The 26,355-nt window shown below is 37.7% G+C and carries 26 protein-coding genes and 1 pseudogene; 14 read left to right on the top strand and 13 right to left on the bottom strand.

Annotated elements, in window-relative coordinates; translation table 11 throughout:
* Positions 1-35: 35 nt before the first annotated feature.
* Positions 36-812, bottom strand: a complete 777-nt coding sequence (locus AsFPU1_RS07780; RefSeq protein WP_124976379.1) for an RNA polymerase sigma factor SigF — start codon at positions 810-812, stop codon at positions 36-38.
* A gap of 302 nt (positions 813-1,114) precedes the next feature.
* Here AsFPU1_RS07780 and AsFPU1_RS07775 point away from each other — a divergent pair, with 302 nt between their 5' ends.
* From AsFPU1_RS07775 to AsFPU1_RS07760, 5 genes are all read left to right on the top strand, one after another.
* Positions 1,115-1,843: a Bax inhibitor-1/YccA family protein gene (locus tag AsFPU1_RS07775; RefSeq protein WP_124976381.1), complete on the top strand. Its 729-nt coding sequence runs from the start codon at positions 1,115-1,117 to the stop codon at positions 1,841-1,843.
* Between the two features lie 177 nt (positions 1,844-2,020).
* Positions 2,021-2,197, top strand: coding sequence for a CAB/ELIP/HLIP family chlorophyll-binding protein (locus AsFPU1_RS22540; RefSeq protein ID WP_172957543.1), 177 nt, complete (start codon positions 2,021-2,023; stop codon positions 2,195-2,197).
* Between the two features lie 398 nt (positions 2,198-2,595).
* A complete protein-coding gene (locus AsFPU1_RS07770) occupies positions 2,596-2,883 on the top strand; it encodes a hypothetical protein (RefSeq protein ID WP_124976383.1) in 288 nt (95 codons plus the stop codon).
* 35 nt (positions 2,884-2,918) lie between these two features.
* Positions 2,919-4,043, top strand: coding sequence for a WD40 repeat domain-containing protein (locus AsFPU1_RS07765; protein WP_227873580.1), 1,125 nt, complete (start codon positions 2,919-2,921; stop codon positions 4,041-4,043).
* Complete coding sequence (locus AsFPU1_RS07760) at positions 4,040-4,330, top strand: DUF3288 family protein (protein WP_438357527.1); 291 nt, start codon at positions 4,040-4,042, stop codon at positions 4,328-4,330. Before AsFPU1_RS07765 ends, AsFPU1_RS07760 begins: the two co-directional genes overlap by 4 nt.
* A 475-nt stretch (positions 4,331-4,805) precedes the next feature.
* Here AsFPU1_RS07760 and trxA read toward each other — a convergent pair whose 3' ends face one another.
* Positions 4,806-5,141, bottom strand: coding sequence for a thioredoxin (gene trxA / locus AsFPU1_RS07755; protein WP_124976385.1), 336 nt, complete (start codon positions 5,139-5,141; stop codon positions 4,806-4,808).
* 203 nt (positions 5,142-5,344) lie between these two features.
* Positions 5,345-6,775 (bottom strand): dihydrolipoyl dehydrogenase, encoded by a 1,431-nt coding sequence (gene lpdA, locus AsFPU1_RS07750; protein ID WP_124976388.1) that lies wholly within the window; start codon positions 6,773-6,775, stop codon positions 5,345-5,347.
* A 227-nt stretch (positions 6,776-7,002) separates the two neighbouring features.
* Here lpdA and AsFPU1_RS07745 point away from each other — a divergent pair, with 227 nt between their 5' ends.
* Positions 7,003-7,674, top strand: a complete 672-nt coding sequence (locus AsFPU1_RS07745; protein ID WP_124976390.1) for a bifunctional 4-hydroxy-2-oxoglutarate aldolase/2-dehydro-3-deoxy-phosphogluconate aldolase — start codon at positions 7,003-7,005, stop codon at positions 7,672-7,674.
* Between the two features lie 37 nt (positions 7,675-7,711).
* On the top strand, positions 7,712-8,473 hold the full coding sequence (locus tag AsFPU1_RS07740) for a metallophosphoesterase family protein (protein WP_368665976.1): 762 nt from the start codon (positions 7,712-7,714) through the stop codon (positions 8,471-8,473).
* Between the two features lie 186 nt (positions 8,474-8,659).
* Here the strand turns inward: AsFPU1_RS07740 and AsFPU1_RS07730 are convergent, their stop codons facing one another.
* A complete protein-coding gene (locus AsFPU1_RS07730) occupies positions 8,660-8,845 on the bottom strand; it encodes a hypothetical protein (RefSeq protein WP_124976392.1) in 186 nt (61 codons plus the stop codon).
* Between the two features lie 73 nt (positions 8,846-8,918).
* Here AsFPU1_RS07730 and AsFPU1_RS07725 point away from each other — a divergent pair, with 73 nt between their 5' ends.
* The 3 genes and pseudogenes from AsFPU1_RS07725 to AsFPU1_RS07715 all read left to right on the top strand — a co-directional run.
* Positions 8,919-9,218 carry a shikimate dehydrogenase gene (locus AsFPU1_RS07725; RefSeq protein ID WP_124976394.1) on the top strand — a complete coding sequence of 100 codons (300 nt, stop codon included), beginning with the start codon at positions 8,919-8,921 and terminating at the stop codon, positions 9,216-9,218.
* Positions 9,219-9,298: 80 nt separating this feature from the next.
* Complete coding sequence (locus AsFPU1_RS07720; RefSeq protein WP_124976396.1) at positions 9,299-10,081, top strand: Uma2 family endonuclease; 783 nt, start codon at positions 9,299-9,301, stop codon at positions 10,079-10,081.
* A gap of 47 nt (positions 10,082-10,128) precedes the next feature.
* Positions 10,129-10,278, top strand: a pseudogene (locus AsFPU1_RS07715) (Uma2 family endonuclease); the annotation flags it as partial.
* Positions 10,279-10,310: 32 nt separating this feature from the next.
* On the opposite strand, the gene AsFPU1_RS07710 reads toward AsFPU1_RS07715, so the two are convergent.
* Positions 10,311-11,861, bottom strand: coding sequence for an NAD(P)H-hydrate dehydratase (locus tag AsFPU1_RS07710; protein ID WP_124976398.1), 1,551 nt, complete (start codon positions 11,859-11,861; stop codon positions 10,311-10,313).
* Positions 11,862-12,162: 301 nt separating this feature from the next.
* Positions 12,163-12,663 (bottom strand): DUF1269 domain-containing protein, encoded by a 501-nt coding sequence (locus AsFPU1_RS07705; protein WP_124976400.1) that lies wholly within the window; start codon positions 12,661-12,663, stop codon positions 12,163-12,165.
* 245 nt (positions 12,664-12,908) lie between these two features.
* Here AsFPU1_RS07705 and crtR point away from each other — a divergent pair, with 245 nt between their 5' ends.
* The gene (crtR, locus tag AsFPU1_RS07700; protein ID WP_438357528.1) at positions 12,909-13,766 is read left to right on the top strand and encodes a beta-carotene hydroxylase; all 858 of its coding nucleotides are present in this window, start codon (positions 12,909-12,911) and stop codon (positions 13,764-13,766) included.
* Positions 13,767-13,824: 58 nt separating this feature from the next.
* Here crtR and AsFPU1_RS07695 read toward each other — a convergent pair whose 3' ends face one another.
* On the bottom strand, positions 13,825-14,037 hold the full coding sequence (locus tag AsFPU1_RS07695) for a DUF2839 domain-containing protein (RefSeq protein WP_124976404.1): 213 nt from the start codon (positions 14,035-14,037) through the stop codon (positions 13,825-13,827).
* A gap of 119 nt (positions 14,038-14,156) precedes the next feature.
* Between AsFPU1_RS07695 and AsFPU1_RS07690 the strand changes: the two genes are divergently transcribed.
* Entirely contained in the window at positions 14,157-14,483 is a 327-nt protein-coding gene (locus AsFPU1_RS07690; RefSeq protein ID WP_124976406.1) for a 2Fe-2S iron-sulfur cluster-binding protein, read from the top strand.
* A gap of 99 nt (positions 14,484-14,582) precedes the next feature.
* A complete protein-coding gene (gene dcm, locus AsFPU1_RS07685; protein ID WP_227873583.1) occupies positions 14,583-14,867 on the top strand; it encodes a DNA (cytosine-5-)-methyltransferase in 285 nt (94 codons plus the stop codon).
* A 93-nt stretch (positions 14,868-14,960) separates the two neighbouring features.
* Here dcm and AsFPU1_RS23400 read toward each other — a convergent pair whose 3' ends face one another.
* The 6 genes from AsFPU1_RS23400 to AsFPU1_RS23010 all read right to left on the bottom strand — a co-directional run bounded on the left by AsFPU1_RS23400 (position 14,961) and on the right by AsFPU1_RS23010 (position 18,390).
* Complete coding sequence (locus AsFPU1_RS23400; RefSeq protein ID WP_369692077.1) at positions 14,961-15,128, bottom strand: 4-Cys prefix domain-containing protein; 168 nt, start codon at positions 15,126-15,128, stop codon at positions 14,961-14,963.
* Between the two features lie 138 nt (positions 15,129-15,266).
* On the bottom strand, positions 15,267-16,739 hold the full coding sequence (locus tag AsFPU1_RS07680; protein ID WP_124976408.1) for a helix-turn-helix domain-containing protein: 1,473 nt from the start codon (positions 16,737-16,739) through the stop codon (positions 15,267-15,269).
* Between the two features lie 278 nt (positions 16,740-17,017).
* On the bottom strand, positions 17,018-17,218 hold the full coding sequence (locus AsFPU1_RS23015) for a type II toxin-antitoxin system VapC family toxin (protein ID WP_227873581.1): 201 nt from the start codon (positions 17,216-17,218) through the stop codon (positions 17,018-17,020).
* Entirely contained in the window at positions 17,215-17,433 is a 219-nt protein-coding gene (locus AsFPU1_RS07670; protein ID WP_124976410.1) for a type II toxin-antitoxin system Phd/YefM family antitoxin, read from the bottom strand. Before AsFPU1_RS07670 ends, AsFPU1_RS23015 begins: the two co-directional genes overlap by 4 nt.
* Positions 17,434-17,566: 133 nt before the next feature.
* Complete coding sequence (locus tag AsFPU1_RS07665) at positions 17,567-17,971, bottom strand: type II toxin-antitoxin system VapC family toxin (RefSeq protein ID WP_124976412.1); 405 nt, start codon at positions 17,969-17,971, stop codon at positions 17,567-17,569.
* Positions 17,968-18,390, bottom strand: a complete 423-nt coding sequence (locus AsFPU1_RS23010; protein ID WP_227873582.1) for a hypothetical protein — start codon at positions 18,388-18,390, stop codon at positions 17,968-17,970. Before AsFPU1_RS23010 ends, AsFPU1_RS07665 begins: the two co-directional genes overlap by 4 nt.
* Before the next feature lie 503 nt (positions 18,391-18,893).
* On the opposite strand from AsFPU1_RS23010, the gene AsFPU1_RS07655 reads away from it, so the two are divergent.
* Positions 18,894-26,330, top strand: coding sequence for a Calx-beta domain-containing protein (locus tag AsFPU1_RS07655; RefSeq protein ID WP_125061073.1), 7,437 nt, complete (start codon positions 18,894-18,896; stop codon positions 26,328-26,330).
* The last annotated feature ends 25 nt before the right edge of the window (positions 26,331-26,355 follow it).

The raw sequence follows: 26,355 nt of genomic DNA, 5'->3' as shown, positions 1-26,355 counted from the left end.
TTGCCTTAATTATTGATTAGATAATAATTTATTTATTAGGCCACTTGCGGTTCTAATAAAACACTTAATTGTTGAATGCCTTTCTGTAAATGTCGTGTCACTGTCATGGGACTCATCCCAATTTGTTTAGCCGCTTCTTTGCGGGGTAATTCTCTCAGAAAAACACATTCAATAGCGGCTTTTGTTTTTTCTTCAAGTTGACTCATAGCTCTTTGTAATTGTAGTCTATCTTCTTCAAACTTTTGTTTAGCTTGATAGTGATGATCTGGTAAAGTATCGCCAAAAGTGATAGAACAATCTACTGTTTGACTAACCGTTGCATCTAAGCTAACAGGTAAACGATTTTGTAGAGCTAATTGACACTCATTCCATTCTTTTATATCAATGCCAAGGGCGATCGCTAATTGTTTATCACTCGGAGGATAGCCTAAGTTAACGGTTAATTGTTTGCGTAATTTTCTCCCTTTATTGTAAAGTTCTTGCCAACGTCTAGGAATCCGCATTACACTGCCTTTGTCCCGCAAATAATGTAACATTTCTCCTCGAATATAAGGAATAGCAAAAGAACTAAAAGCACAGCCTTGATGAGGGTTAAACCTTTCAATTGCCCGAATTAATCCTAAATAACCTATTTGTTCTAAATCTTCGTAAGGTTCTGAACATTGCCGACTTATACGATGAGCAACTTGACGCACTAATCCTTTATTGAATTCTACCAGTTGATTCCGTATTTCCAGGGAAGGATTACGAAAATAAGCAACTAAGAGTTCTATAGTATCAACGTTAGTATATTGAGCAGATCGAATAGTCATGATTCCTAAGTCCACAGTAGATTTTGTCAATAGCAAGATGATGAGAGTTGGTTCTCTATCTTTTCTTATTTTCCTTCTCAGGAAAATTCCTTACTATCGGCATTACACTGAAATATTTGGAGTTGTGGTGGTCCTATGTCTGAGTAAATACGCAAATTCTGTCAAAGTTCCCTCAATTACCATTAATCTTTGATAACTTCTCTCCCTCACCCAAAAAATTCGGTATTCCTTACTAGCTGATTGCCCTCAATTTCCGCTATAAAACTTAAGTAATACTTCAAACAATTATCGATGGAAATCTCATGAGTAATTCGAGTAACTTTCGTCAAGCCATTGCTGAGGCTAAAAGTCAACACCTGATTGGCCCTAATGTCATTGCCAATGCCCTCCCTTATTTAGGTGGTGGTTTAGTCCTCACTGCTGTGGGAACTTATGGAGGGTTAGGAGTTATCCAATCCTTTCCCAGTCTGTTTTTCCCCAGTTTCATTGTGGCTATTATCCTTGAGTTAGTCTTATTTTTTGTCGCCCGTAATGTGGCAGAAAATGGCAACAATAGCATCGCTCTCCCCTTATTGGCTCTTTATAGTCTATTATCGGGTTATACCCTCAGTGGCATCGTTTTTGTCGCTCTGGGAACTCAAGGAGTCGGTCTTCAAGGATTAGCGATCGCAGCTCTTGGTTGTGGCATTGCCTTTATAGCTGGCCGCAGTATCGGGTCTAATCTCTCTGACCAAGATGGGATGGCTCTTACCAAAACCATCAGCTTAGGTATTCTAGCCTTAGTCATTGTGGTGGTAGGACAGTTAATCTTCTCTTTATTTGGGGTTTATACTCCTTCTTGGTTAGAAATCGCTATTTCTGGTTTAGGAGTGTTTCTCTTTGCGGGTGCGGCTGTTGTAGATTTCTATATCTTGCCCCGTACTTATAGCAATGATCAGTATCTCTCGGCTGCTTTATCCATGTATTTGACTTATATCAACCTATTCATCTTTATTTTGCGACTCTTAATTGCTATTAACGGTCGAGATTAATCTTTCCAAGAAGTATAGGTCCGAATTTATCAAAAATACTTGTTAGGGCGGGTTTATCTGACTTTTTTGTGAGAATCGCCGGAATTTGGGAAAAAACCCGCCCCTACTTCCCTCTTGTCCTCTCAAAGTGTTATCTTGAACGTAAAGAATTGTAAATAACTTGATTCAGGAGACAACATGACTAACCCCCAAACTCAACCCACCCAAACCCCTAAAGTTGAAGATCCTAAATTCGGCTTTAATGACTACGCGGAACGCTTAAACGGCCGTGCTGCCATGATTGGCTTTATTTTGACCCTAGTGATTGAATATGTCACCGGACAAGGGGTATTAACTTGGTTAGGGTTACAGTAATTCTGAAATAAGTAAAGCTTATAATTCGTAGGGTGGGTTAGACGCGGCTATCATTTTGATGAAAAACTCATAACTTTTAAGGCCCGTCGTAACCCACCATATAAAGTATTGTAGCTGATTATACATTTTATACCAAGATGTCGGGAAAGCCTCAGTAGAGCAAAAAGCCACGAAAGAATGCGGTTTTCTGCCGATGAACTCAATTGTTTTTCCATTAGATGGCGATTACCAGTTTAAAATGCGATCGATTAAAACGTCGGTACACAAAGGTTCTCCCATCCAGGTGGGGTCTGGCTGAAAACCCATTATATCAAAAGCGGTCCCTCCAGGACGGGGTTTTAAACCAAAATTTCTGATAAGCTAAAATTAGAATTATTACTTAAATATCCCACAAATTAATGAATGCTCTATTTCCTCGCTTTTTAAGAACTGCCTACCGCAAAGAACCTATTTCTAGCTTTATTCTAGTTGTTGGGACTGTAGATGCGGTCATTGGTGGTGTCGGTCAACAATGGTCATTACTTTCCTTGGGACTCTTAATTTCTCTGTTATCTGTCGCTTTACGTTGGTGGCAAATCCAAAAAACTCAACCTATACCAACTGAAAATACTCCTAGACGATATCTTCCCCCTAGTTCTTCTAGAACTCCTTTACCTAGATTAACTCATGATCACTCCCGTCGCTAAATATACTTAGGGTTACAATATCTTATCCTTTCCTTGTGTCCGTCTATGCTCTTAGTGTCATGAAACATCGGGAAAAACCCCTCAAACAACCCTTATCTCCAGGTCTGTTAGCTGCTACCCTCATAAGTATGATGACGGGTTGGCAATTTCCTCTTTATGCTCAATTAGTCCCCCAAGAAACCCCATCTTTAGCTCAAACAGGTCAAATTTCTCAAGGTATTCTATCTGACCCGATTCTACGTCACACTCTAATAGGTCACACTACTCCTATTCGTTCTTTGATCTTTAGTAGAGATGGGAGAACCTTAATTAGTGGTGGAGGAACAAATGAGCCATTTCTTAAATTTTGGTCTGTGGAAACGGGAGAAGAAGTTGATACCCTGCGGGCCCAAAGTTCCGCTATTTTAACTGTAGCTCTCTCCCCTAATGGACAAACTTTAGTCACCAGTGGAGAAGATGCAGATATCCATTTTTGGAGTTTGCCCGCTATTGAAGGTAAAGTTACTTTTTTTGACCATTATAGTTATGTTTTAGCTCTAGCTGTCACTCCTGATAGTAAATTGGTCGTTAGTGGGGCATTGGATGGTCTACGAGTTTGGACATTAAACCCTCCTCATTTTCTCTTTCAATTAGAAGGTTTTGGTACTCCTGCTTATTCTTTGGCTATGCACCCTAATGGTTATTTGGTCGCTAGTGGAGATAATCGCGGTGGGGTCAGATTTTGGAATTTACGTGAAAGAACTTTAGTATCGGAATTTTTCCCCCATAAAGAATCTATAACTGGTTTGGTTATTACTTCTGATGGCAAAACCCTGATTACTGCTAGTCAAGACGCAACAATTAAGTTATGGGATATCCCTACAGGCAACTTAATCTCTACTTTGGTAGGCCATAAGGGTAAAATTCAGGCGATCGCTCTGAGTCCTGATGGTAAAATTCTAGCCAGTGCTAGTAATGATGGGGTTCGTCTTTGGGCTATGGAAGATGGACGATTATTGCGTCGTTTTAGTGACCACGCTGATTGGGTCAATGCTTTAGCCTTTAGTCCGAATGGTCGGTTTTTGGCTTCGGGAGGCTTTGATAAAATGATTAATATTTGGGAGCTTCCTCCTTCTTTTTGGGAAATTACGCCCTCTACTATTGAAAATATCTTAAAATGACAGATATGCCTCAAGATCAGCAACATCCTCAAGAAAAGAATGATCGTCTGGTGGTTGATAAACTTCTAGGGGGCAACCCTGATGACTATAATCTGGTTGAATTAGCCCGACTTCGTATCCGTTATGGGAATTTTCCTGGTGCTAGGACTATTCGTCGGGATTTGGATTTGATTCTACAACAATGGCAGTTGACAGAACCCGAATTATTAGACAAAACTCGTCAAATTCATCATCTTGGCCATGTTTATCGTCGTTCTACTTCCGAAGATGCTCAAGATTGGAGTTAGGCAGCTTGACAAATAAAGGAAAACCATGTACGATTCAGACTGGTCTTTAAAAGGTAATTTTCATAATGGTCGTGTGGAGTTATAAAAATTAGTCAAAATATTCCCATGATAAAGAATAATTGAAAAAATAATAAAACAAATACTACAACTTTGTCAAGCCCGATTCCTCGTTCTTTATTAAAAATATTTCGCAATAAAATCGAGATTTTTGGTATAAGAGAATACTTTTTGCCGTTAAAAGATGAAATTGGGAGACATTAAAAATACAAAAGTAATACATATTAAATCAAAAGTTTAGCTTATATATAGTGATTTTGAGACTCATGAGAAATTTATGTTATTTAAGTAGTGGGACATAAATAAACAATATACAGTTTAAATGGGTCTTAGCTTATAACTTTTGAGACTGCGTTCGTTGGAAAAATTATCCACAACGAACTCCGAACTCTTTCAAGGGAAAAGTAATTGTTAATTATTAATTGTCCATTGTGGAAAGATGTTTTTCTAGGGCTTGGCTAAAAGTTTCATAAGGGGCTTTACCGACGAGAGTTTCTACAACTTCCCCATCTTTAAAAATGAGAACAGCAGGGATACTACGAATGCCATATTTTTTGGCATTATCTTTGTTTTGATCGATATCGATTTTAACAACATTAGCACGACCTTCATACATTTCTGCCAGTTGATCAATAAAGGGACTGATCACGCGACAGGGGCCACACCAAGTTGCGGTATAATCAACAACTAATGGAAGAGAATCAATTAATAATTGTTCAAAGTCTTCGGTTTGAATAAAACTTGCTTTAGCCATGATAATTTTCCTGGTGATTATATTGATGAATGTTTGCCAATCAAATCTCAAATAATAAGCTAGAATTAGGATACATAAGAATCTATTGTATGTCTATTGTGTCCTTTTCGGAAAAATAATTTATGGACTCAAACCCTAAAGGGTTGAGCTATAGAAACAAAGCCCGCCTTCGCGGGCTTATTTAAGACCCAATACAGACCAGATTAAATAGCTACTTCAGCGCGTTTATAAGCCTCATCTAGCACTTCTGAGAGAGTAGGATGGGTGTGAACATTAAAAGCTAGGTTTTGGACGCTTTGACGTTGAGCGATGGCGTTTGCTGCTTCTTGAATCAAGTCTGAGGCATGGATACCAATAATATGTACCCCTAATAATTCTCCCGTATCTTGACGATAAATAACCTTAGCAATGCCGTCCGTTTCTCCTTCTGCGAGGGCTTTAGAATTGCCTTTAAAATAGGTTTTGACGGAAGCTACCTTAAACCCTTCTTCTTCTCCAAGGGTGATGGCTGCGGGTTCAGTTAACCCGACATAACTAATTTCGGGGTGAGTAAAAGCGGCCGCGGGAATACTGCGGTAGTCGATAGTTTTATCATTACCACACATATTTTCTACCGCTATGACTCCCTGTGCTGATGCTGCATGAGCTAACATCATTTTACCTGTTGCGTCGCCCACTGCCCACAAATGAGGAACAGGTTCACCGTCGCGTAATACTTCCATTTTGTCATTGACGGGGATAAATCCTCGGTTGGTTTCAATGCCGATGTTTTCGAGTCCTAAATTTTTAGTAGCAGGAATACGTCCGGTTGCGACTAAACAAGCATCTACTTCTAATATATTTATGACTTCTTTGGTTTTAGCATCAGTTAATTCGATAGTAACTGGAGAACCGGGGGTAATTTTGGTAGCAAATACACTGGAATAGGTTTCAATATCACGAGTTTTAAGTAAGATTCGTTCAGCAATTTTTGAGATATCGGGATCAAAACCTGGCATTAAAGTATCTAATGCTTCGATCATGGTGACTTCACACCCTAAAGCTGTATAAATATCTGAAAATTCGAGGCCAATGTATCCACTACCAATAATGGCTATCCACTGAGGTAATATTTCTAGTTTTACTGCTTCGTCACTTGTGAAAACGGTTTTATGATCAATTTCGATACCACGAGGGACAAAAGGGATAGAACCAGGACACAACATGATATCTTTTGCTGTGATTATTTTTTCGCCGTTATCAGTTAAAATACTGATTTTTTGTGTATCTATAATTTTTCCCCAACCGTGAATAGTTTCTACTTTGAGACGTTTTAAACTATTGGTGAGATCACTGCGAATTTTATTTACTAAGTTTGTAGCATGGTCGGCGATCACTTCTCGTTGAAATAGTACTTCTCCGACTTGAATACCTAAACTATTGAGATGGTGAGTATTGTGTAAGTCTCTAACTTTTCCCGATGCAGATAATAAAGCTTTGGAGGGAATACATCCTCGGTTAACACAGGTTCCCCCCATATCTTTTGCTTCAATGATAGCGGTTTTGAGTCCACATTTTACCGCGTGTAATGCTGCACCATGTCCCCCTACTCCTGCACCGATAATGATTAAGTCGTAATCAAACTGCTGAGTCATATAGTTTCCTCTTAAAAATCTTCTTATTCTTTAGTTTAGGATATTAGGTATCGGAAATACATCTTAATTTTGTGTAGGGACATGGCAACAACAAATAACCTATGGTAATTATAAGGGTTAAAGCTGAAGACAAAAATCAGTAAAAATTAAATCTTGCTAAGATTTGGACGAAAATTAAGTTGATTTGCTAGAATACAAAAGTCAAAAGAGTCATCTAAAAAATAATCTTGTCTACGGCAAATAAACATCTTGAACTATCAACGTCTTGGCAAAAAATGTTAAGACAACATCGAGCGATCGCGGTTATTCGAGTCACTAATATTAACCAGGGACTGGAAATGGCCAAAGCAGTGGCAACTGGAGGAATGAGGTTAATTGAAATTACTTGGAATAGTGAAAGTCCAGCAAAAATCATTAAAAAGTTACGCCAAGAATTACCAGAATGTTTAATCGGAACTGGCACAATTTTAACCTTAGATGAACTCAAAAACGCTATCTCATCAGGGATACAATTTTGTTTTACTCCTCACGTAAATTTAAGCCTAATTGAAACTGCATTAGAACAAGGAGTTCCGATTATTCCGGGGGCTTTATCTCCGAGTGAAATTGTTAATGCTTGGCAAGCGGGAGGCAGTTGTGTTAAGGTTTTCCCCGTACAAGCAGTCGGAGGAATAAATTATATTAAAGGTTTACAAGGACCTCTCGGTTCTATTCCTTTAATTCCTACTGGAGGAGTCACCTTAGAAAATGCAGTAAACTTCATAGAAGCAGGAGCAATAGCAGTGGGTTTATCAGGTCAATTATTTCCTAGCATGGCAATAGAAACACAAGATTGGGAAACCGTAACAAAAAGGGCCCAAACCCTAATGAAATTACTAAAACGTTTTTCCTTAACTTAACCTTAATGAGCTAATGGTTTAAGGGAAGAAAGAACTCATGAGTGAGTCAAGTATGAGAATTTTAGCTATAGGTGATATTCATGGCTGTTCTATCGCCTTAGATTTATTATTAGAAAAGGTGGAATTAAAATCTAATGATAGGATTGTAACCTTGGGAGATTATGTTGATAAAGGGCCTGATAGTAAAGGGGTCTTAGATCGGTTAATTTATTTGAGAGAAACTACTCATCAATTAATTCCCCTCAAAGGCAACCATGAAGTTAAAATGATCGAGGCCCGTGATAGTCGTTCAGATAGAGAATTATGGTTAAATATTGGGGGGGAAGAAACGTTAAATTCCTATGCCAAAACAAGTAAGAAAAACTCTTTAGGAAATATCCCAGAAAACCATTGGAAATTTATGGAAAATCATTGTCTAGACTGGTGGGAAACTGATAAATATATCTTCGTTCATGCGAATATTGATCCTAATCTTCCTTTAGATAAACAATCAAAATATGAATTATTTTGGCAAAAGTTTTGTCATCGGGAGACTCATTATTCCGGCAAAACCATGATTTGTGGTCATACCAGTCAAAAAGATGGCAACCCGATTAATTTAGGTCATCGAATTTGTATTGATACCTGGGCCTGTGGGAAAGGTTGGTTAAGTTGTTTAGATGTTAATAGCGGTCAACTATGGCAAACTAATCAAAAAGGACAAATACGCACAGGTTCTATTGAAGATTTTAAATTAATTAAATTGAACTCAATGGGACACTTTATTAATCCAATTTCTCAAAAAATAATTCATTATTAAGTCAGAATTATAAATCTAAATTATGTTATAATAATTCTCATAAGTGCTTAGCGAAAGTCTCGTCTTCCTGATATATTTATAACTACAAAAGAATCTGCTTTAGAATTGTTAGATAAATCAGCTATTTTTCAAGTTCCTCCCTTATTAATTGTGGAAATTGTTAGCCCAGATTCTGTAACCACAGTTTTAGGATTCGACATTGTAAATATCTTCCTCTGGATCATTCCATTCTGTAAAGCCTGTTTGTGCTAGTTTCATGAAGGTGGGGGTTTCTAGCTTATCTTCGAGGTCTTCTAAGAGAGAAATTTGTTCTGATAGGGGAAGTTGATAGACTAGGGTTTTGATTTCTTCAAGAGTTGGGGTGGAAATCATAAGACTCTGGGGTTGTGGAGATATATCTTGATGGTTTCATTTTAACGTGAGTTTGATAAAAACATCGATACCAATGATTATAGAAACTGATTTAAAGGAAGTCTTAGGGGAGATCAAACAACAGCTTAATGAGATTCAAAAGGATGTTACTGATCTCAAAATTGATATGGCAATAGTCAAAACTACCGTTAATTCTCTAGAAAATAGGCTAGATTCTCTAGAGAATGGGTTAGAGAAGCTGGAAACAGAACAAAAAACTCTGGTTAAAGATATATCTGACCTTAAAGGTGCAAAATCCCTAATTATTCCTATTATCGTTGCTGTTACTACAAGCCTAATAACTTTACTGATTCGTGCTATTCCTAATCCCTAATCAGATTAGTGGTTAATAAGATTATTATAAATTAAATATAATATACTGAATAGATAATCATTGCTGACTAATATATTGAGATGACTTTTACCCAGACTCTTGAATCTTCTCAAACTCCTTTAGATGAGATAATGTTTCCAACGGGAGAGTTTTGGAGTGATGAACCACCTTTGGAAAGTAATCTACATTTACGACAAATTTTACTGTTAATTCAATGTCTTGAGTGGTTTTGGCAAGATAGAGAGGATTTTTTTGCTGCTGGTAATCTCACCATTTACTATAGTCCCAATCAAAGTAAATCGGAACATTTTCGTGGCCCTGATTTTTTCTTAGTATTGGACACGGAACGGAAATTAGAACGAAAAAGTTGGGTAGTTTGGCAAGAAGGGGGAAAATATCCCAATGTAATTATTGAGATTTTGTCAGATAGTACAGCAAATACTGATAAAGGGGAGAAAAAAAGAATTTATCAGGATATTTTCCGCACCCCTAATTATTTTTGGTTTGATCCGGTAACTTTAGAATTAGCAGGATTTCGGTTAGTAGAAGGAAAGTATCAACCCATAGAAACAACTGAGGATGGATGGTTTTGGAGTCAAGAATTAGGGTTATATTTAGGAATATATGACGGACAATTGCGCTATTTTACACCTGAAGGAGATTTAGTCTCTACTCCTGAAGAATCAGCCAAAAAAGAGCGTCAACTAAAGGAATCTACCCAAAAACAACTAGAAACTACTCAACAACAACTAGAAACTACTCAGCAACAACTAGAAACGGAACGTCAAGAACGGGAGTTAGTAGAACAAAAATTCCAAGAGTTACAAGCGCGGTTAAAAACGTTAGGTATTGACTCAGATTGACACTCGCTCGCTTTTTTAACGGCGGGGATTCTTGGAGAGCAGTGACGAGATTGGGTTGGTTGATTGACCCCCAAAATCGCCGTGTAGAGATTTATCGCTCTACCAAAGGAGTGGAAGTGTTAGAAAATCCCACAGAATTGTCTGGTGAGGCAGTTTTGCCTAATTTTATCTTGAATTTAAACAAAATTTGGTATTAAACTGATAACTGTTTACTGTTCACTGTTCACTGTTAAAAACCCGCCCCGACACGATGCAAATAACTCGATAAAGTAAACGCATCAACCCCTAATTCTGTGCGTTCTTGTGCTGCTAAAATTCCCGCTTGTGCGTGCCACCAAGCCGCCGTTGCTACCCCCCGACTTAATATCTCCTGAGTGCCGCTATTTTGCGCCACTAAGCCCCCTATTAACCCCGTTAGGACATCTCCACTGCCTCCCCTAGCTAACGCGGGTGTACTCTCAGGAATTAGCCAGACTGTGCCATGAGGATCAGCGATCGCGGTTCGGGCCCCTTTCAATAAAATAATAGCCCCGCTTTCTTGGGCCGCCCTCTTAACAGCAGTTATTCTATCCCCTCCAGGATCAGCAATATGAGGGAAAAGTCGCTTAAATTCCCCTAAATGGGGTGTTAAGATAGTAGGAGCTACCCGACGAGATAGACCCGAAACCATTACCCGTTGGGCCAGAATATTCAATCCATCTGCATCTAAAATTAGAGGAAGGGGGACACTTAAGATATTTTCGACAATATTAGTCGCTTCTTGGGTTAAACCTGGGCCACAAGCCACGATATCATATTGATCAAAGTCGCTGGCTAAGGGAGATAACCCCGCGATCGCTCCAGTTTTAGTTTCGGGACACTCAATAATTAAAGCTTCGGGTAAATGACTGACTAATAAAGGTTTCAGGGACTCAGGAACGGACATAGATAACATTCCTACTCCACTGGCCCGGGCCCCTAACCCGGTTAAAATGGCCCCTCCTGCATAACGATAAGAACCACAAATTAATAATAAACGTCCTTGTTTGTATTTATGAGTTATTAGGGGACGAGGTAAGGGTAAAAATTCTTTAGCTAGGGTTTTTGTTAATATTTGAAGGGGGAAAGGTTTGGCAACAATAGCCCGTACATCTTTAACTGGAATCCCAAAATCAATGCGTCTTGCTTCTCCAATATATTCCAAAGCTTGATCTTGAAAAAATATTGGTTTCCATAATCCTAAACATAGAGTATAAGTTGCTTTAATAGCTATGCCTAAAACTTCTCCAGTATCAGTATGTAACCCGGAAGGAATATCAATACTAATTACTGGAATATTCCATTCATTAAGAATAGTTATGGCTTCAACAATAATACCAGTGAGAGGACGAGTTAACCCAAAGCCAAATAAACCATCAATGATTAATTCACAATGTTCTAATAATTCAATATCTTCATAAGAACAAATTCCTAAACTATTAGCATAATTAGCATGATATTGTGTTAATTCTTTTAACTGAGAAAAAGGACAATACAGACAAATATTATAGCCTTGTAAATGTAATTCTCTGGCAATGACTAAAGCATCACCTCCATTATGACCTGGCCCGACTAAAATACCCACTCGTGAAACTTGAGATAAAGGATAAAGTTCTTGAATAGAATGAGCAGTTAAAATGGCAGCCTTTTCCATTAAAGCAGCCACAGGCATTCCTGCCGCAAAAATACGCCCTTCAATCTGACGCATTTGTTCAGCCGTAACAATAATTGAGTCGAGTGCTTGTCGTTGTTTGTGTCTCATAAATTGTTAATTTTCTGGTTCTATCGGATAAGTTATGCTAAATTATCACAAAATACTTTAACTCTAAAGAGTTAAGCTATACAAACAAAGGTTGCCTACGCAACCTAGAATTTAGTCCGCCTTCGCGGACTTCGTTTTTATAGGGTCAGACAATAGCTGGGTTATTAACTATTCGTCTAGCATAATTTGTCCTGTAAAACCAAATTTGGGAAACTGTCACATTTTTTACGTTTAAAACACAATTATCAAGTTAAACTATTAATCAGTGAAGGGTAGGTTAGACCTACCCTAATAATCAATTCTAGGAAAGGGAAATGCCCCGATTTGTTAAAATTTCTTGTAATTCTTCTTCTTGATCTTTGCTTAAAGAAGTCCGCAAAACTTTGCCTCCAAATGGGGCAACTTCGTCAAGCACTTTATCAGGGGTGACTTGGCGAACTAAAACAAACAAAGCGGATGTTTCTGGTTGCAAGGTTTCGCCTAATTCTCGCATGAAATCATCATCAACCCCGATATCGGTCAATGCTCCCCCTAATGCTCCTGTAGCTGCTCCCACAGCGGCCCCAACTAACGGAACAAAAAAGAGAGTACCAATCAATAAACCCCAAAAACCACCGCTAACTGCTCCTGTACTGGTTAAGTTAACCGCTTGTTTTAGTTTAATTTTGCCGTTCTTATCTTTGACGACGACAGCAGCATCTTCAAGCTCAATAAGATGTTCTTTCTGAAGTTTAGCCAAAGTTAGGCGCACTTCTTCGGCCTTAAATTCGTCATCGTAAGCAATGGCGATTAAGTCACTCATTTTGGTAGCTCCTTTTTGGATTTATTTGATGCCACATACATTTTACCTCATCACTCCATCACTCCATCACTCGATCACTCCATCACTCCATCACTCCATCACCATTCGTAATTCTTTACCGTTTGTTACATAAAATGAGATAATGTTACAAATCTTTATTAAAATTGATTTATCCTGTAAACTAGCCAAGATAAGGATTGTTTTCATTGATTAAGGAGCAAGCAATACCAATGCAGGCCGTTCAGATGCCGCCAACCGTTCCCAAGGAATTTCTCAAAGCACCAGGGGGGTTTAACCCCAATGTCTGGATGTTTTTTACTGCCATTTCACTCATTAGTATTTCCCTGTGCGGCTATTGGCTATGGGGATGGCCTAGTTGGCTTTGTTTTGTGTCTAATGTTTTGGCCCTTCATTTATCTGGTACAGTCATTCATGATGCGTCTCACAATGCCGCTCATAGTAATCGTATTCTCAACGCCATTTTAGGTCATGGTAGTGCCTTGATGCTCGGTTTTGCCTTTCCTGTGTTCACAAGGGTACATTTACAGCATCACGCTCATGTTAATGACCCTGACAATGATCCCGATCATTTTGTCTCCACAGGTGGGCCACTTTGGTTAATTGCAGCCAGATTTTTTTATCACGAAATTTTCTTTTTTAAGCGTCGTCTTTGGCGAAAATACGAACTATTAGAATGGTTCCTCAGTAGACTATTGTTGTTTACGGTGGTGTTTTTGGGCATTCACTACGGTTTTATAGGTTACGTAATGAATTTTTGGTTTGTTCCTGCTTTAGTGGTAGGAGTGGCCTTAGGATTGTTTTTTGATTATTTGCCTCATCGTCCCTTTAAAGAACGCGATCGCTGGAAAAATGCCAGAGTTTATCCGAGTGCCATTCTCAACTTAATGATTTTTGGGCAGAATTATCATTTAATTCATCATCTTTGGCCGAGCATTCCTTGGTATAAATATAAACCAGCTTATCATGCGACTAAACCATTATTAGATGCTAAAGGATGTGAGCAATCTTTGGGTTTACTCGAACCAAAAAACTTCTGGAATTTTCTTTATGATGTTTTTCTCGGCATTCGCTTTCATCATTAATGGAAAAACTTTTAGTTGCTTTGACCCTTGCTAAAACGCATTTTAAAGGCGTTTTAGTTTATTGAACATTCCACCAACCAAAAGTAGGGCCAATAAAACGAACTGTAACCCAAAGAAACACCATCAAACCAATACCTATCCAAGCACCTTTGGTTGTCCATTTGTAGAAGTCATCCGCTTGGCTTTTTTTAATGGGTAGCCAAGGTAAAATGGTTTCATCTTGGCCGTATTTTTCCCTTAAAGCACTTTTGCGACGTTTTGATTCACCCATAATTAACTACTTAACTCACTAACATCGATCATAACCTTTTAGGGCAAAATGTTAACCATCTCGCCCAAAGTCCCCATTGTGTTTTAGCATAAACAAGAGGATACAATTTTTGAGTTTCGATGACAGTTTATCAAGTTCGGTTGATTAATCCAAGCCTCAATCTTGACTATACCTTGGAAGTTCCTGATGATCAGTACATTCTTGATGTGGCAGATGAAGCAGGAATTCGTTTACCATCGGGGTGTCTTCAAGGGGAATGTTCTGTTTGTGTGGCAAAATTGATTGAGGGTGAAGTCGATCAAACTGAACAAAAGTTTCTCAAACCATCAGAAATTAATCAAGGTTATACTGTTACTTGTGTGGCTTATCCCCGTTCTAATTGTGTTTTAGAAACCCATCAAGAATCAAGTCTTTATAAAAATTCTTTATATTTGAAAGGGGCTTAATGATATTAAGCCCCTACAGCAGTAAAACCCCTAAATTTTAGGGCTTAATATTTAGCAGTGACAACTAAACCTTTGAAATTTATTGATTGATTTGCTGGTATTGGTGGCTTTAGACTTTCTTTTGAGCAAGTCGGATATCAATGTGTCTATTCTTGTGAAATCAACGAATCCTGTCAAAAAGTTTATTATAACAATTTTAGGGAAGTTCCTAATGATGATATTACAAAAATTATTCCTAGTAATCTTCCAGCTTTTGATGTTTTAACAGCAGGATTTCCTTGTCAACCTTTTAGTATATCTGGTAAAAAAGAAGGATTTAAGGACACTAGAGGAACCTTATTTTTTCATATTTGTGAAATTATAGAAGTTAAAAGACCACCTTGAGGATTTCCACTGTTAACCCCAATTTCAACGATGATTGCTATCTGGTTTCCATTCAACTGATTTCTCTTAATAAAAGAGAGTTATCAATACATATTATATAAATTTTGTCAATGCGTAAGTCCTAGACTCTTGCTTTTTTGATAGCATAACAAAATTTAGCAGCCATCCGCAAGCTTGACATTCCCGCACACTTTTTGAATTTTGGGGATTTGAACATCTGGGGTTCAAACAGTAAATACCATCAAATTTTTCTAATCTCATAGTTTGTATTTTTCTGGAGTCTAAGAAAAGCATATAACAATTCGCCTACTGGTGACGTAAAGACTTTTCTGGTTTTTGGCAACAGGCAACAGAGAATAAATCAGGGTGTACTTCACTCCTTAAGGGAAACGCAATCGCTTAAGATTTTTGAAAAATATCTTCTAAAATTTTTATGGTTTCTTTTAAATTTTGTATTGTCTCTTTCTCATCAACTTCTCTAGAATTTTCTCTTTTTTTAGCTTGTTTTAAAGGATTTTTGGGTTTATTGAGGATGTATTTCTGCACGATGGGGTCGATTCTATATTTTTTTTCTCCTAAGATGAGTGAACGCTGTAAGAGCGACTCAAGGGCATCCTGAAGCTCTGCACCTGATAAGATGTTACTCTCATCGTTTAACTCGATGAGTTTTTGTTTTAGTTCAGAGAATGAGATATCTTGTTTGCTGCTAAAAGTGCTAAGAAAAAAAACGATTCTCCTTTCTAGGAGTGAAAGAAAAGTAATTTCTTGAGCTAACATTTCATCGATATCTCTGCGAGTAATTGTATGTTCTTTTAGATATTCCACTACATTTCCTCCAAAAATCTGCTTGATTTTATTGGCAACATTTTGCAGCGCAAAAGGATGACCTTTAAAAATATCGATTAGTTCATCCCATCGTTCAGGGTTCGAGAGTCCCCCTTGTTCAAAGTTTTTCTTAATGTCTTCTTTTAATCCTTTAAGAATATAAGACGCAACAGAAAACCCTCTTTCTTCTAACTGACTAACTTCTATGGGTTTTTCTTGGGTGATAATCAATAAACAACTCTGATGTCGCTCTTTCCCGACTCTTTCCCACAATTCTCCGTATTGTTGGTAGCCTTCTAAATAGTTTCCTGCATATTCTCCTTTTTTCATGAGAAATTCTACATGATCTAACACCAATAAACATCGTTTTTTTCTCAAACAGTCAATTAATAAAGATAGGTTTTGATTGACATCTATTTGGCCATTATTCTCGAATAGTTTGAAGTTCTCGTTTGGGTGGAGGAAGTTGAGCAAATCTCTTAAGGTTTTTTCAAAGTTTGGAGGAGGGTTATAACTGAGCGATCGCCAAATAATTAATTCAAATTTTCCCTCATCGATTAACTGTTCTACTAACTTGACAGCTACAGCCGTTTTTCCAATGCCATTTAACCCGATTTGTGCCACTAATTGATGTTGAAGTATCAACGTCTTAAGTTCCGTCATCTGTTGCTCACGCTCTTCATAAAAACGTATCATTGAGACGTTGGGTGCTTCCCCCCAATCTATCTTTAAACCAGATGGGGATTCCTGAAATTGACTGTCTGTGTCTAAGGTGATACCCTGATCTACATTAGAGAAGTGTGACTCCAGAACGGCTCGAAAATTCCCTTTTCCGATCTTTTCTGCTAACCTTTCACTTAATATATGCCAGAGATTGGGCCCGATATCATTGGATAAATACTTAACATTAGGGAAATCTAGGCTTTCTGAAGAAATTTGTTCGTAGGTTTTTCCTTCCCAAGCTCCGCGAAATACGGTTTCTTGTGCCGCATTGAGAGTGAGTTTTAGTCGTTCTTTGAGGTGTTGTATAGCGACTTCACAATCCATTTTTTAAATTTGAACTTTTTCGGAGTATGTTAAGCTTAACATAAAAAAGTGAGTTAGGTAGGACTTTTAGGACAAGTGGGAAGTGAAATGTATTAATTAATTATTGTTACGGAGTATTGAGTAAAAGCTGGATCAACGGAGATGACTGGTATATCCTCAGCGATAGATTGAGCAATGATAAGTCTATCAAAAGGATCTCTATGATGAAAAGGTAAATTAGCATTAATTTTCAAATGATTTATTTCAATTTTGAGTAAATTAAGACGAGTTTTTACAATTTATGGTTCGATAAATTCCTCATAAGAATTTTCCAATCTCAGTTTTCCTAAGTTATATTTAATTGACATTTCCCAAAAACTAGCAACACTTAAATAAATCCTATTTTTTTCGTTTTCAATCAACTCTTTTAATCGTTCATTTAATTGAGGATTATCGTTGACAAACCAAAGAAATATATGAGTATCTAATAATAAGTTCATTCTGTGTATTCTTGAAAATATTCGAGAGGTTCATCAAAATCTGGTGACATCAACACTTTGCCTTTAGCACTTCCCCGTTTTAAGGCTCGTTTAATAGGTGAGATTTGTGCAACGGGTTTATCATCTTGGGTAATGATGATTTCTTCTCCTTCTATGGCTAAATCTAGCAGTTGTGAGAAATTAGATTTAACTTGCTCTATATCTAACTTTGTCATCCTTATATTCTGCCTATTCTAAATTAACTGTAAATTAACGGTAATAAAATTTTAAGGAAGTTTTTGGAAAAGCGAGTGTATTCGCATTTATCAACCCTAAATATTCAACATAATACTACATCACAAACTAATGTTAGGGGGTAATGAGTTGGAGCTTTGGAAAATAGGTACGATAGCGATTGGTATCTCTAGTCAACAACGGTATTTTTATAACAATGGCATGGGCACCAATATAGAAATCTGGTAAAGGAGAGCGTTTTTGTCCACCACGACGACGGTATTCTAGAAAACTTTTTCCAGCAAGAAAAGCTGCTTCATAGGGCAAGGGATCTTGACGAAAAAAGTCAGAAGGAAGATAAGTTTCTAGCTCTTCAATTTGATTAAATCCAATAGAAACCTCAGCATAAATAATCGGATTTATAACCAATTCTCCTTGGTCGGCATAAGTTGCTATCATTTGAGCAGACCACTCAAACCATTGAGGATCTTCAGTGAGTACGTCGAGAATCACATTGCTATCGACTAAAACGCTACTCATTCGCTATCACGAGTCATTTGCATAATTGTGTCAGTGCTTAGGTTACTGGTAGTTTTCCCTCGCATAGCAGCTATTAATTGAGTTCCCCGACTAGGAGTAGATTCCTTACGCAGTTGAATAAGATTACCTATAATTTCAAGGTACATTTCCATACTTGGGTATAGTCCCAATTTTTCTTTAATCTCTGGAGGAATAGGAATTTGTCCAGAGGTAAAGAATGACTCAATAATTTCTAGGGTCATTCTATTAGTAATTGCTGGCTTACTTGCTTCCTGCATAATTTCTAGAAATGGTTTTTTATTGACTGCTTTTTTGAGCATTGCATTTAAAAAGATTGATATTTTTTGCTGTTGTTCGGGATCAGCATCCCGATAAGCTTGGGCAATTTCAGGATCGACTTGAATGGTAATATTTTCCATTTTTTCAGATTAACTTGTTAATTTACCCCATTATAACAAATTATAACAAAGCAAAATAAATTGCCTTAAGTTGCTTCTTTCCTTAAAAAACATAGATCAAAAGTATGCTTTTTACTTAGTTTGTTAAGTTTTGTAACAGGGGATTGACACACCTATAACTTCTATTATAGACTTAAGTTGTTAAGTTGTTAAGTTGTTAAGTTGTTAAGTTGTTAAGTTGTTAAGTTGTTAAGTTGTTAAGTTGTTAAGTTTAACTTAAGTCCAGCCTAAACTAAATGGTTAACCCCATTGTCTGCAGCAAAACTAGATAAGGAGAAGGCGATCGCATTTACAATCAATCTTTTTCACGTCTTAATCAGTCCTTAAAGAGTTAAGTTTTGAAAGGAAGCGATCGCCTAAAAAATCTTGAAGGCAACTGTTTTACTTGTTGCTTATCGCTCACGATTAATTATTCCAGACACAGATAGTAACTTTTACTGCAAAAATTTAGTATTGGAAAGAAGATGAATCAGAATTTAACGTTTAACGATGTTATGAATATAATTCTTCCCGCTAAAGACGGGAATGTACCCAACATAACTAAACCCAAGGGCCATTTCGGTAGTATTCGTAGTGATGGGTCAAAGCATCGTGGCATTGACTTTAATTATCAAAACGTTGGACAAAATGGAATCAACTTAGAACATCCAACTGTATATTCCCCCGTAGCAGGAACAGTAAAATCTACTAATGACAAATCTGGTTTTGTAAGCATAACGGATGAAAATAATATTGAGCATGAAATTCTACATCTACATACTATAAATGTTAAAGAAGGTAAAAAGATAAATTCAGGTGATCCCATTGGAACGATGGGGAAAACTGGAGCCGATGATCACCACGTTCACTATCAAATAAAAGATCGCCGAAGAATTTCCGCAGGAGAATCAATTAATCCGCAAGAATGGTGGGATAATTTAGTATATCAGAAAACTATTTTAACTAAATACTGCTTCACCGCCGAAACCCCAATCTTAATGTCAGACGGCACTTACAAACCCATCGCTAAAATTGAAATAGGTGATCAAGTCATGGCATTTGAAGGGTTAGGAGAATTGCAACCCTGTAGAGTAATTGCCACTTCAATAAAACCCAATCAAGAAGTCATTCAACTAGGCAATATTAAAGTAACACCAGGACATCAATTTTTATTACTCGATGGCAGTTTTCAGTCAATTAGTGAAGTAGATGTAAACGGGTATTTAGTAGGAGTTACTGGCAAACTCATTCCCCATCCTGGTGTTAAATCTGTCCCTGGAAAGCATACTGTTTACAACATCACTGTTGAAGGATTACATACTTATGTAGCAGGAGATTATCGGGTTCATAACGAGTCATTATCTGCCTATCGAACTGTAACGGATGAGGGTTTTCTTGGTGCTTCTCTGGGTTCACAAATTGCTTCATATTATGCTGATGATAAGTTTGCCAGTCAGCTTATAGCAAAGTCGTTAGGCGAGACAGTTGGCGGTTGGGTAGGAGATGCTATTGACTATGAACTTTATCGTCCCGAATCTCTATCTTTATCTGCATTATATACACGACTGCCTGCAAGTTTTATTGGTAATGGAATTTCCCTCGAAACTTCAAGATTAGCAGAGAATATTATTAAGAGATTTGGTATAGAAGAGCCACTTGTTCAGCAAGCAGTTAGCGCAGTTGTTAATACTACCAGTCTTTATTTAATACAAAATGTTGTTGCTGAGGTTTATAGTCCAATTGTTGCCGCTAAGTTATTTGGTGCGCCACCTAAATTTGCTATTGATGCTCTTGGAAAACCAACTGACACTATTGTTGGTGCTGATTTAAGTCTTGAAACATTTGGAAATACACTTCAAAACGCTGGATACAATATCATAGCATCTTACGCCGCCACTGAACTCTATGATGGATTAATTAGATGGAATGTTTTAAGTGAAAATTACAGCGTTGAAGGTGCTGCAATAGGTGGGACTATTGGCGCAACAGTTGGCGGAATAATTGGATCTATCGGAGGACCTATTGGGTCAGCAATTGGGGCAGGAATTGGTAAACTTATTGGTAATATTCTCGGCGGAATATTCGGGGATGATGATCCTCCACAAGCAATTGGTTACATTTACCCTGACTATCAAACAGGTTTATTTAAAGTTTCTCCTCTTGATAATAAACTCCCTCAAGATTTTTATAATTTAGCCAAACAGATGTCCGAAACAGCACAAACTGCTCTTAATAGTCTTATATTAGAGATTGGAGGAGAGTTAATTTATGCCAAAGGTGGTGGATATGGTCATTATAAAAAATATCATTTTCATTTAGAAGGAGAAAGAAGAGATCCTGAAAAAACAAAAACGGCTGAAGGTGCGCTTAATTTTGGCATATTACGTCAAGTTAAAACTTTCCAAATTGAAGGAGGCGACCTCTATTTAAAACGTGCTTTATTAACTACTGATGCGACAAGGGTTGAAGTGTTAGGAAAAGATTTAGAAGTTGCTAGAGAATATGGTGTTTATAAAGACAATCCAGTGCTTTATCTAGCTACCATTAAATATTTAGATGATAACGCAATTCAATTGGCAGATAAAAGTATTTTAGACTTGCGACAACATCCCGATAAAGTACCACAATTACCTGAAGATAAAGACGATCAGTTTTTTGATGATGATTTTATTATTAATAATCAACTTGTCAAACAAAATCAAACCATTAGATTTGCTGATGGCAGTCTTTTTAAACCTGTCGTTCATCAAGATGGTTCAATCACCTTAGAAGCACAACAAGTCGCTAATTGGCTAGAAACACAAGTAAGAGCCGCACAATTAAAGTTAGATACACCTCAACTTTCGGATACTTTTCAAAAACAAGAAATGTTCGAGATTAAATCTCCTTTCCCCAATACCGGATATGGAGTCAATGCCAATAACTATAACTATCATTCAGGGGATTTCAATGGAGATGGTAAAACCGATTTAATTCATTTTGTTAATAATGATTACGCTCATGTTTGGCTATCTAATGGGGATGGAACTTTCAATATTAAATCTCCTTTCCCCAATACCGGATATGGAGTCAATGCCAATAACTATAACTATCATTCAGGGGATTTCAATGGAGATGGTAAAACCGATTTAATTCATTTTGTTAATAATAATTACATCCATGTTTGGCTATCTAATGGGGATGGAACTTTCAATATTAAATCTCCTTTTCCCAATACTGGATATAGACTCGATGCCAATAACTATAACTTCAAGACTGGAGATTTTAATGGGGATGGGAAAACGGATTTAATTCATTTTGTTAATAATAATTACATCCATGTTTGGCTATCTAATGGGGATGGAACTTTCAATATTAAATCTCCTTTTCCCAATACTGGATATAGACTCGATGCCAATAACTATAACTTCAAGACTGGAGATTTTAATGGGGATGGGAAAACGGATTTAATTCATTTTGTTAATAATAATTACATCCATGTTTGGCTATCTAATGGAGATGGAACCTTCGAGATTAAATCTCCTTTTCCCAATACAGGATATGGAGTCTCTAGCAATAACTACAATTATCAGACCGGAGATTTTAATGGGGATGGAAAAACGGATTTAATTCATTTTGTTAATAATAATTACATCCATGTTTGGCTATCTAATGGAGATGGAACCTTCGAGATTAAATCTCCTTTTCCCAATACAGGATATGGAGTCTCTAGCAATAATTACAACTTCAAGACTGGAGATTTTAATGGAGATGGTAAGACAGATTTAATTCATTTTGTTAATAATGATTACACCAATGTTTGGCTATCTAATGGAGATGGAACCTTCGAGATTAAATCTCCTTTTCCCAATACAGGATATGGAGTCTCTAGCAATAATTACAACTTCAAGACTGGAGATTTTAATGGAGATGGTAAGACAGATTTAATTCATTTTGTTAATAATGATTACACCAATGTTTGGCTATCTAAAGATGGTAGTGAGCAAATAAATGACCCAAATTATAACAATACTTACACCTATAACCTTGGAGACGGAAACAAAACCATCCTCGATATAAACAATTATCAAGGAATAACTCGTGATGGCGGCATTGATATCCTTCAATTCGGACAAAACATTACCCCAGACAAGTTAACCTTCAAGCGCCAAGATAACAACTTAATTATCACCCTTAATAACCAAACCCTGACCATACAAAATCAATTTACTCCTGAAAGTCAAATTGAAACCTTCCGTTTTACTGATGGTAGCGAATACTCTGTCAACCTCTCTGCTGACAATTCCATTAAATTAGTCCCCCTTATTGGACAAAGCGAATACAGTCCCGATACAACTCAATTACCCAGTCAATATACCCTCAGTCCCTATAAATTAGCCGTTTTCGACTTAACTGGAGATGGACTTCGCCTCATCAGTGCAAGCGACTCTCTTACCCAATTTGACATCGACAAAGACGGTTATTTTGAACAAATGGGATGGGTAGCACCTAGCGATGGTTTCCTAGTACGCGATGTTAACCAAGACGGTTATATAACCACCCTTAACGAATTTTTCTCTCTTTCTTCTCAAAATAATGTTACCCAACTTGCCACCCTCGACAGCAATCACGATAACATTATTGATGCCAAAGATCCTCTATTTTATGAACTGCGTATCTGGGTAGATAGCAATCTCAATGCACAGGTCGAACTCGGTGAACTTGCTGCCTTATACCGTTTCGGAATCAATTCCATTTCTACTCTTCCTCAAACAAATAATGACACCATCGCCGGTAATCAAATTACTGCCTCAGCTTCCTTTACCCGTTTAGGTTTTCCCATTCGTTCTACTGCCAAACTCCACGATGTTCAATTTGCCTATAACCCCAATGGTATTGTCATCGAACAACCAGGAGACGGGACTACAAAATTCAACTACGAAAACAAACCCGATATTATCTTTGCAGATGATTCCAATAAACCCTTAAATTTAACCATAGATCCCTCCGTTACCTATTCTGTAACAGGAGGCAACGCCAATGACACCTTAAGTATACTTCCCAAGAGTACAAAAAGTGCTGTCCTCAGTGGTGGCGAGGGGAATGATACCTTAACTGGTTCTGATGGAGATGATATCCTAACTGGAGGCTTGGGAATTGATGCTATCAACGCAGGTAAAGGAGATGATGTTTTAACCATAGACAGCAGCGATATTCTTAGCAACATTAAAGGCGGTTCAGGCACAGATACCCTAATTCTAGAAAGCAAAAGCAATATTAAGCTTAATTTGAACCAACTACAAGTCGAAATCGTCAAGAGTAATGATGGCAATGACAATCTAAGCACTACGGGAACAACTCCTGTTGTAATTGCTGGTGGTGGTGGGAATGACACCATTAAAGGAGGTTCAGGAAATGATTTATTAGAAGGTGAACAAGGCAACGATAAGATTTATGGGGGGGAAGGCGATGATTTTATTATCGGTGGTCTTGGTAATGATTCCTTGTTTGGAGATGCGGGAGACGATAGCTTAATTGATGATAGTGGCGCTAATACCTTACAAGGAGGGTTAGGAAATGACATTTATTTAATAAATGCAAAAACCACTGGTGGAAGCCAAATTTCTGATAGTGGCGGCACAGACTTATTAACCATTGCTAACCTTAACTTAATTCCATCTAACCTGAAAAAAGAGGGTTTATCGCTCATAATTGACCTCAATCAAAATAAGATATTTAACGCCAATGAAGACTTGACAATTCTTGATTTCTTTGGAACAACAGAAGCCGGTACAGGATTTATTGAACGAATTAATGATTTTTCAAAGAACGTTCTTTTGAAAACTTTTGGCTTAATTAAAAATACTCCTCCCACTGCTAACAATGATACAGCAACAACAATCAAAAACCAATCTGTCACTATCTCAGTCCTAGAAAATGATAGTGATATTGATGAAGAAAGCATAATTATCAAAACTTTTGATAGCAAATCTAATAAAGGTGGGACAATTAGCAAAAATAATAACGGCACTGCTAATAATCCCAATGACGATACATTAATATACACTCCCCTAACAGGATTTAGTGGCACAGATACCTTCACTTATACCCTGAGTAATGGAACTGATAGCAAAAAAGCTACAGTAACCGTTGAAGTTTTAAATCCGGGTGCGATCGCTTTTAGTACGGCTAACTATGCCATCAATGAAAACGGTACACCCGTCACTGCTATAACCCTTACCCGTACAGGAGGTAGTGATGGTGCTGTTAGTGTTAAAGTGACTCCTACTAATGGAACAGCCATCTCATCCGCAGACTACAATAATACTCCTATTACTGTCAACTTTGCCGACAAAGAAACCAGTAAAACTGTTACTATCCCCCTCAACAATGACACGGTTTATGAACCCGATGAAACCCTGAATTTAACTCTATCTAACCCAACAGGTGGGGTAACGTTAGGCACACAAAAAACCGCCGTTGTTACCATTAAAGATAATGATGCTAAACCCGGTGTCATTACTTTTAGTGCGGCTAACTATACTATTAATGAAAATGGCATACCGGTCACTGCTATAACCCTTACCCGTACAGGAGGTAGTGATGGTACTGTCAGTGTAAAAGTGACTCCTACTAACGGTACAGCCACTTCCCCAACGGACTACACTAATACTCCTATTACTGTCAACTTCGCTCACAAAGAAACGAGCAAAACGGTTACTATCCCCCTCAACAATGACACGGTTTATGAACCCGATGAAACCCTGAATTTAACTCTATCTAACCCAACAGGTGGGGCAACATTAGGCACACAAAAAACCGCCGTTGTTACCATTAAAGATAATGATGCTAAACCCGGTGTCATTACTTTTAGTGCGGCTAACTATACTCTCAATGAAAACGGTACACCGGTTACAGTTATCACTCTTAACCGTACAGGAGGAAGTGATGGTGCTGTCAGTGTAAAAGTGACTCCAACAGATGGGACAGCACTCTCATCAACGGACTACACTAATACTCCTATTACTGTCAACTTCGCCGACAAAGAAACGAGCAAAACTGTTACTATTCCCATCAATAATGACACGGTTTATGAACCCGACGAAACCCTTAATTTAACTCTATCTAACCCAACGGGAGGGGTAACATTAGGCACACAGAAAACCGCCATCGTCACCATTACAAATGACGATCCCAAAGTCACTGTTATTATTGGGGGAGACGACGATGACTCTCTCTTTGGCAAAGACGGAAATAACATTTTATATGGTAAAGGTGGCAATGATGCTCTTTATGGAGGAGAAGGCAATGATACCCTTTATGGAGAAGAAGGCAATGATACCCTTTATGGAATAGAAGGTAATAATACCCTTTATGGAGGAAAAGGCAATGATACCCTTTATGGAGGAGAAGGCAATGATACCCTTTATGGAGAAGAAGGCAATGATACCCTTTATGGAATAGAAGGCAATGATACCCTTTATGGAGGAGAAGGCAATGATAAGCTTTATGGGGGATTCTATGGTGATAAAACTCTTGACGGTGGAAAAGGCGATGATTTAATCTATGGAGGCAATAATAATGACATAATCTATGGAGGAGAAGGCAATGACACCCTTTCTGGGGGACTTGGTAGCGATCTCTTTGTCTTTAATTCCCTTACTGATGGCAAGGCTCGGATTACGGATTTTTCCGTTGCGGATGACACAATCCAAGTGTCTCGTGCTGGCTTTAGTGAAACTCTAACGATTGGTACACTTTCCCCCACTGCGTTTATCCGAGGGACAGCAGCGACAACTCCTAATCATCGTTTTATCTATAATTCCCAAAATGGTTTTCTTCTGTTTGATTCCGATGGAACAGGTTCACAAAGCTCTATCGAGATCGCTACTTTAAATACGGGGTTAGGCATTACTAATGCTGACATCGTTGTGATTGCCTAGCTCGCTCTTCGTTAAAAAAAACGAA

This window comes from Aphanothece sacrum FPU1, from assembly GCF_003864295.1.
Classification (GTDB): domain Bacteria; phylum Cyanobacteriota; class Cyanobacteriia; order Cyanobacteriales; family Microcystaceae; genus Aphanothece_B; species Aphanothece_B sacrum.
The sequence above is the reverse complement of the archived record's forward strand: the minus strand, read 5'-3'. Positions and strand labels throughout refer to the sequence as shown.

Excerpts from the sequence above, each read along its gene's own strand:
- AsFPU1_RS07780 (WP_124976379.1), bottom strand. The coding sequence starts at position 812 with ATGACTATTCGATCTGCTCAATATACTAACGTTGATACTATAGAACTC.
- AsFPU1_RS07775 (WP_124976381.1), top strand. The coding sequence starts at position 1,115 with ATGAGTAATTCGAGTAACTTTCGTCAAGCCATTGCTGAGGCTAAAAGT.
- AsFPU1_RS22540 (WP_172957543.1), top strand. The coding sequence starts at position 2,021 with ATGACTAACCCCCAAACTCAACCCACCCAAACCCCTAAAGTTGAAGAT.
- AsFPU1_RS07770 (WP_124976383.1), top strand. The coding sequence starts at position 2,596 with ATGAATGCTCTATTTCCTCGCTTTTTAAGAACTGCCTACCGCAAAGAA.
- AsFPU1_RS07760 (WP_438357527.1), top strand. The coding sequence starts at position 4,040 with ATGACAGATATGCCTCAAGATCAGCAACATCCTCAAGAAAAGAATGAT.
- trxA (WP_124976385.1), bottom strand. The coding sequence starts at position 5,141 with ATGGCTAAAGCAAGTTTTATTCAAACCGAAGACTTTGAACAATTATTA.
- lpdA (WP_124976388.1), bottom strand. The coding sequence starts at position 6,775 with ATGACTCAGCAGTTTGATTACGACTTAATCATTATCGGTGCAGGAGTA.
- AsFPU1_RS07740 (WP_368665976.1), top strand. The coding sequence starts at position 7,712 with ATGAGTGAGTCAAGTATGAGAATTTTAGCTATAGGTGATATTCATGGC.
- AsFPU1_RS07730 (WP_124976392.1), bottom strand. The coding sequence starts at position 8,845 with ATGATTTCCACCCCAACTCTTGAAGAAATCAAAACCCTAGTCTATCAA.
- AsFPU1_RS07725 (WP_124976394.1), top strand. The coding sequence starts at position 8,919 with ATGATTATAGAAACTGATTTAAAGGAAGTCTTAGGGGAGATCAAACAA.
- AsFPU1_RS07720 (WP_124976396.1), top strand. The coding sequence starts at position 9,299 with ATGACTTTTACCCAGACTCTTGAATCTTCTCAAACTCCTTTAGATGAG.
- AsFPU1_RS07710 (WP_124976398.1), bottom strand. The coding sequence starts at position 11,861 with ATGAGACACAAACAACGACAAGCACTCGACTCAATTATTGTTACGGCT.
- AsFPU1_RS07705 (WP_124976400.1), bottom strand. The coding sequence starts at position 12,663 with ATGAGTGACTTAATCGCCATTGCTTACGATGACGAATTTAAGGCCGAA.
- crtR (WP_438357528.1), top strand. The coding sequence starts at position 12,909 with ATGCCGCCAACCGTTCCCAAGGAATTTCTCAAAGCACCAGGGGGGTTT.
- AsFPU1_RS07695 (WP_124976404.1), bottom strand. The coding sequence starts at position 14,037 with ATGGGTGAATCAAAACGTCGCAAAAGTGCTTTAAGGGAAAAATACGGC.
- AsFPU1_RS07690 (WP_124976406.1), top strand. The coding sequence starts at position 14,157 with ATGACAGTTTATCAAGTTCGGTTGATTAATCCAAGCCTCAATCTTGAC.
- AsFPU1_RS23400 (WP_369692077.1), bottom strand. The coding sequence starts at position 15,128 with ATGAGATTAGAAAAATTTGATGGTATTTACTGTTTGAACCCCAGATGT.
- AsFPU1_RS07680 (WP_124976408.1), bottom strand. The coding sequence starts at position 16,739 with ATGGATTGTGAAGTCGCTATACAACACCTCAAAGAACGACTAAAACTC.
- AsFPU1_RS23015 (WP_227873581.1), bottom strand. The coding sequence starts at position 17,218 with ATGAACTTATTATTAGATACTCATATATTTCTTTGGTTTGTCAACGAT.
- AsFPU1_RS07670 (WP_124976410.1), bottom strand. The coding sequence starts at position 17,433 with ATGACAAAGTTAGATATAGAGCAAGTTAAATCTAATTTCTCACAACTG.
- AsFPU1_RS07665 (WP_124976412.1), bottom strand. The coding sequence starts at position 17,971 with ATGAGTAGCGTTTTAGTCGATAGCAATGTGATTCTCGACGTACTCACT.
- AsFPU1_RS23010 (WP_227873582.1), bottom strand. The coding sequence starts at position 18,390 with ATGGAAAATATTACCATTCAAGTCGATCCTGAAATTGCCCAAGCTTAT.
- AsFPU1_RS07655 (WP_125061073.1), top strand. The coding sequence starts at position 18,894 with ATGAATCAGAATTTAACGTTTAACGATGTTATGAATATAATTCTTCCC.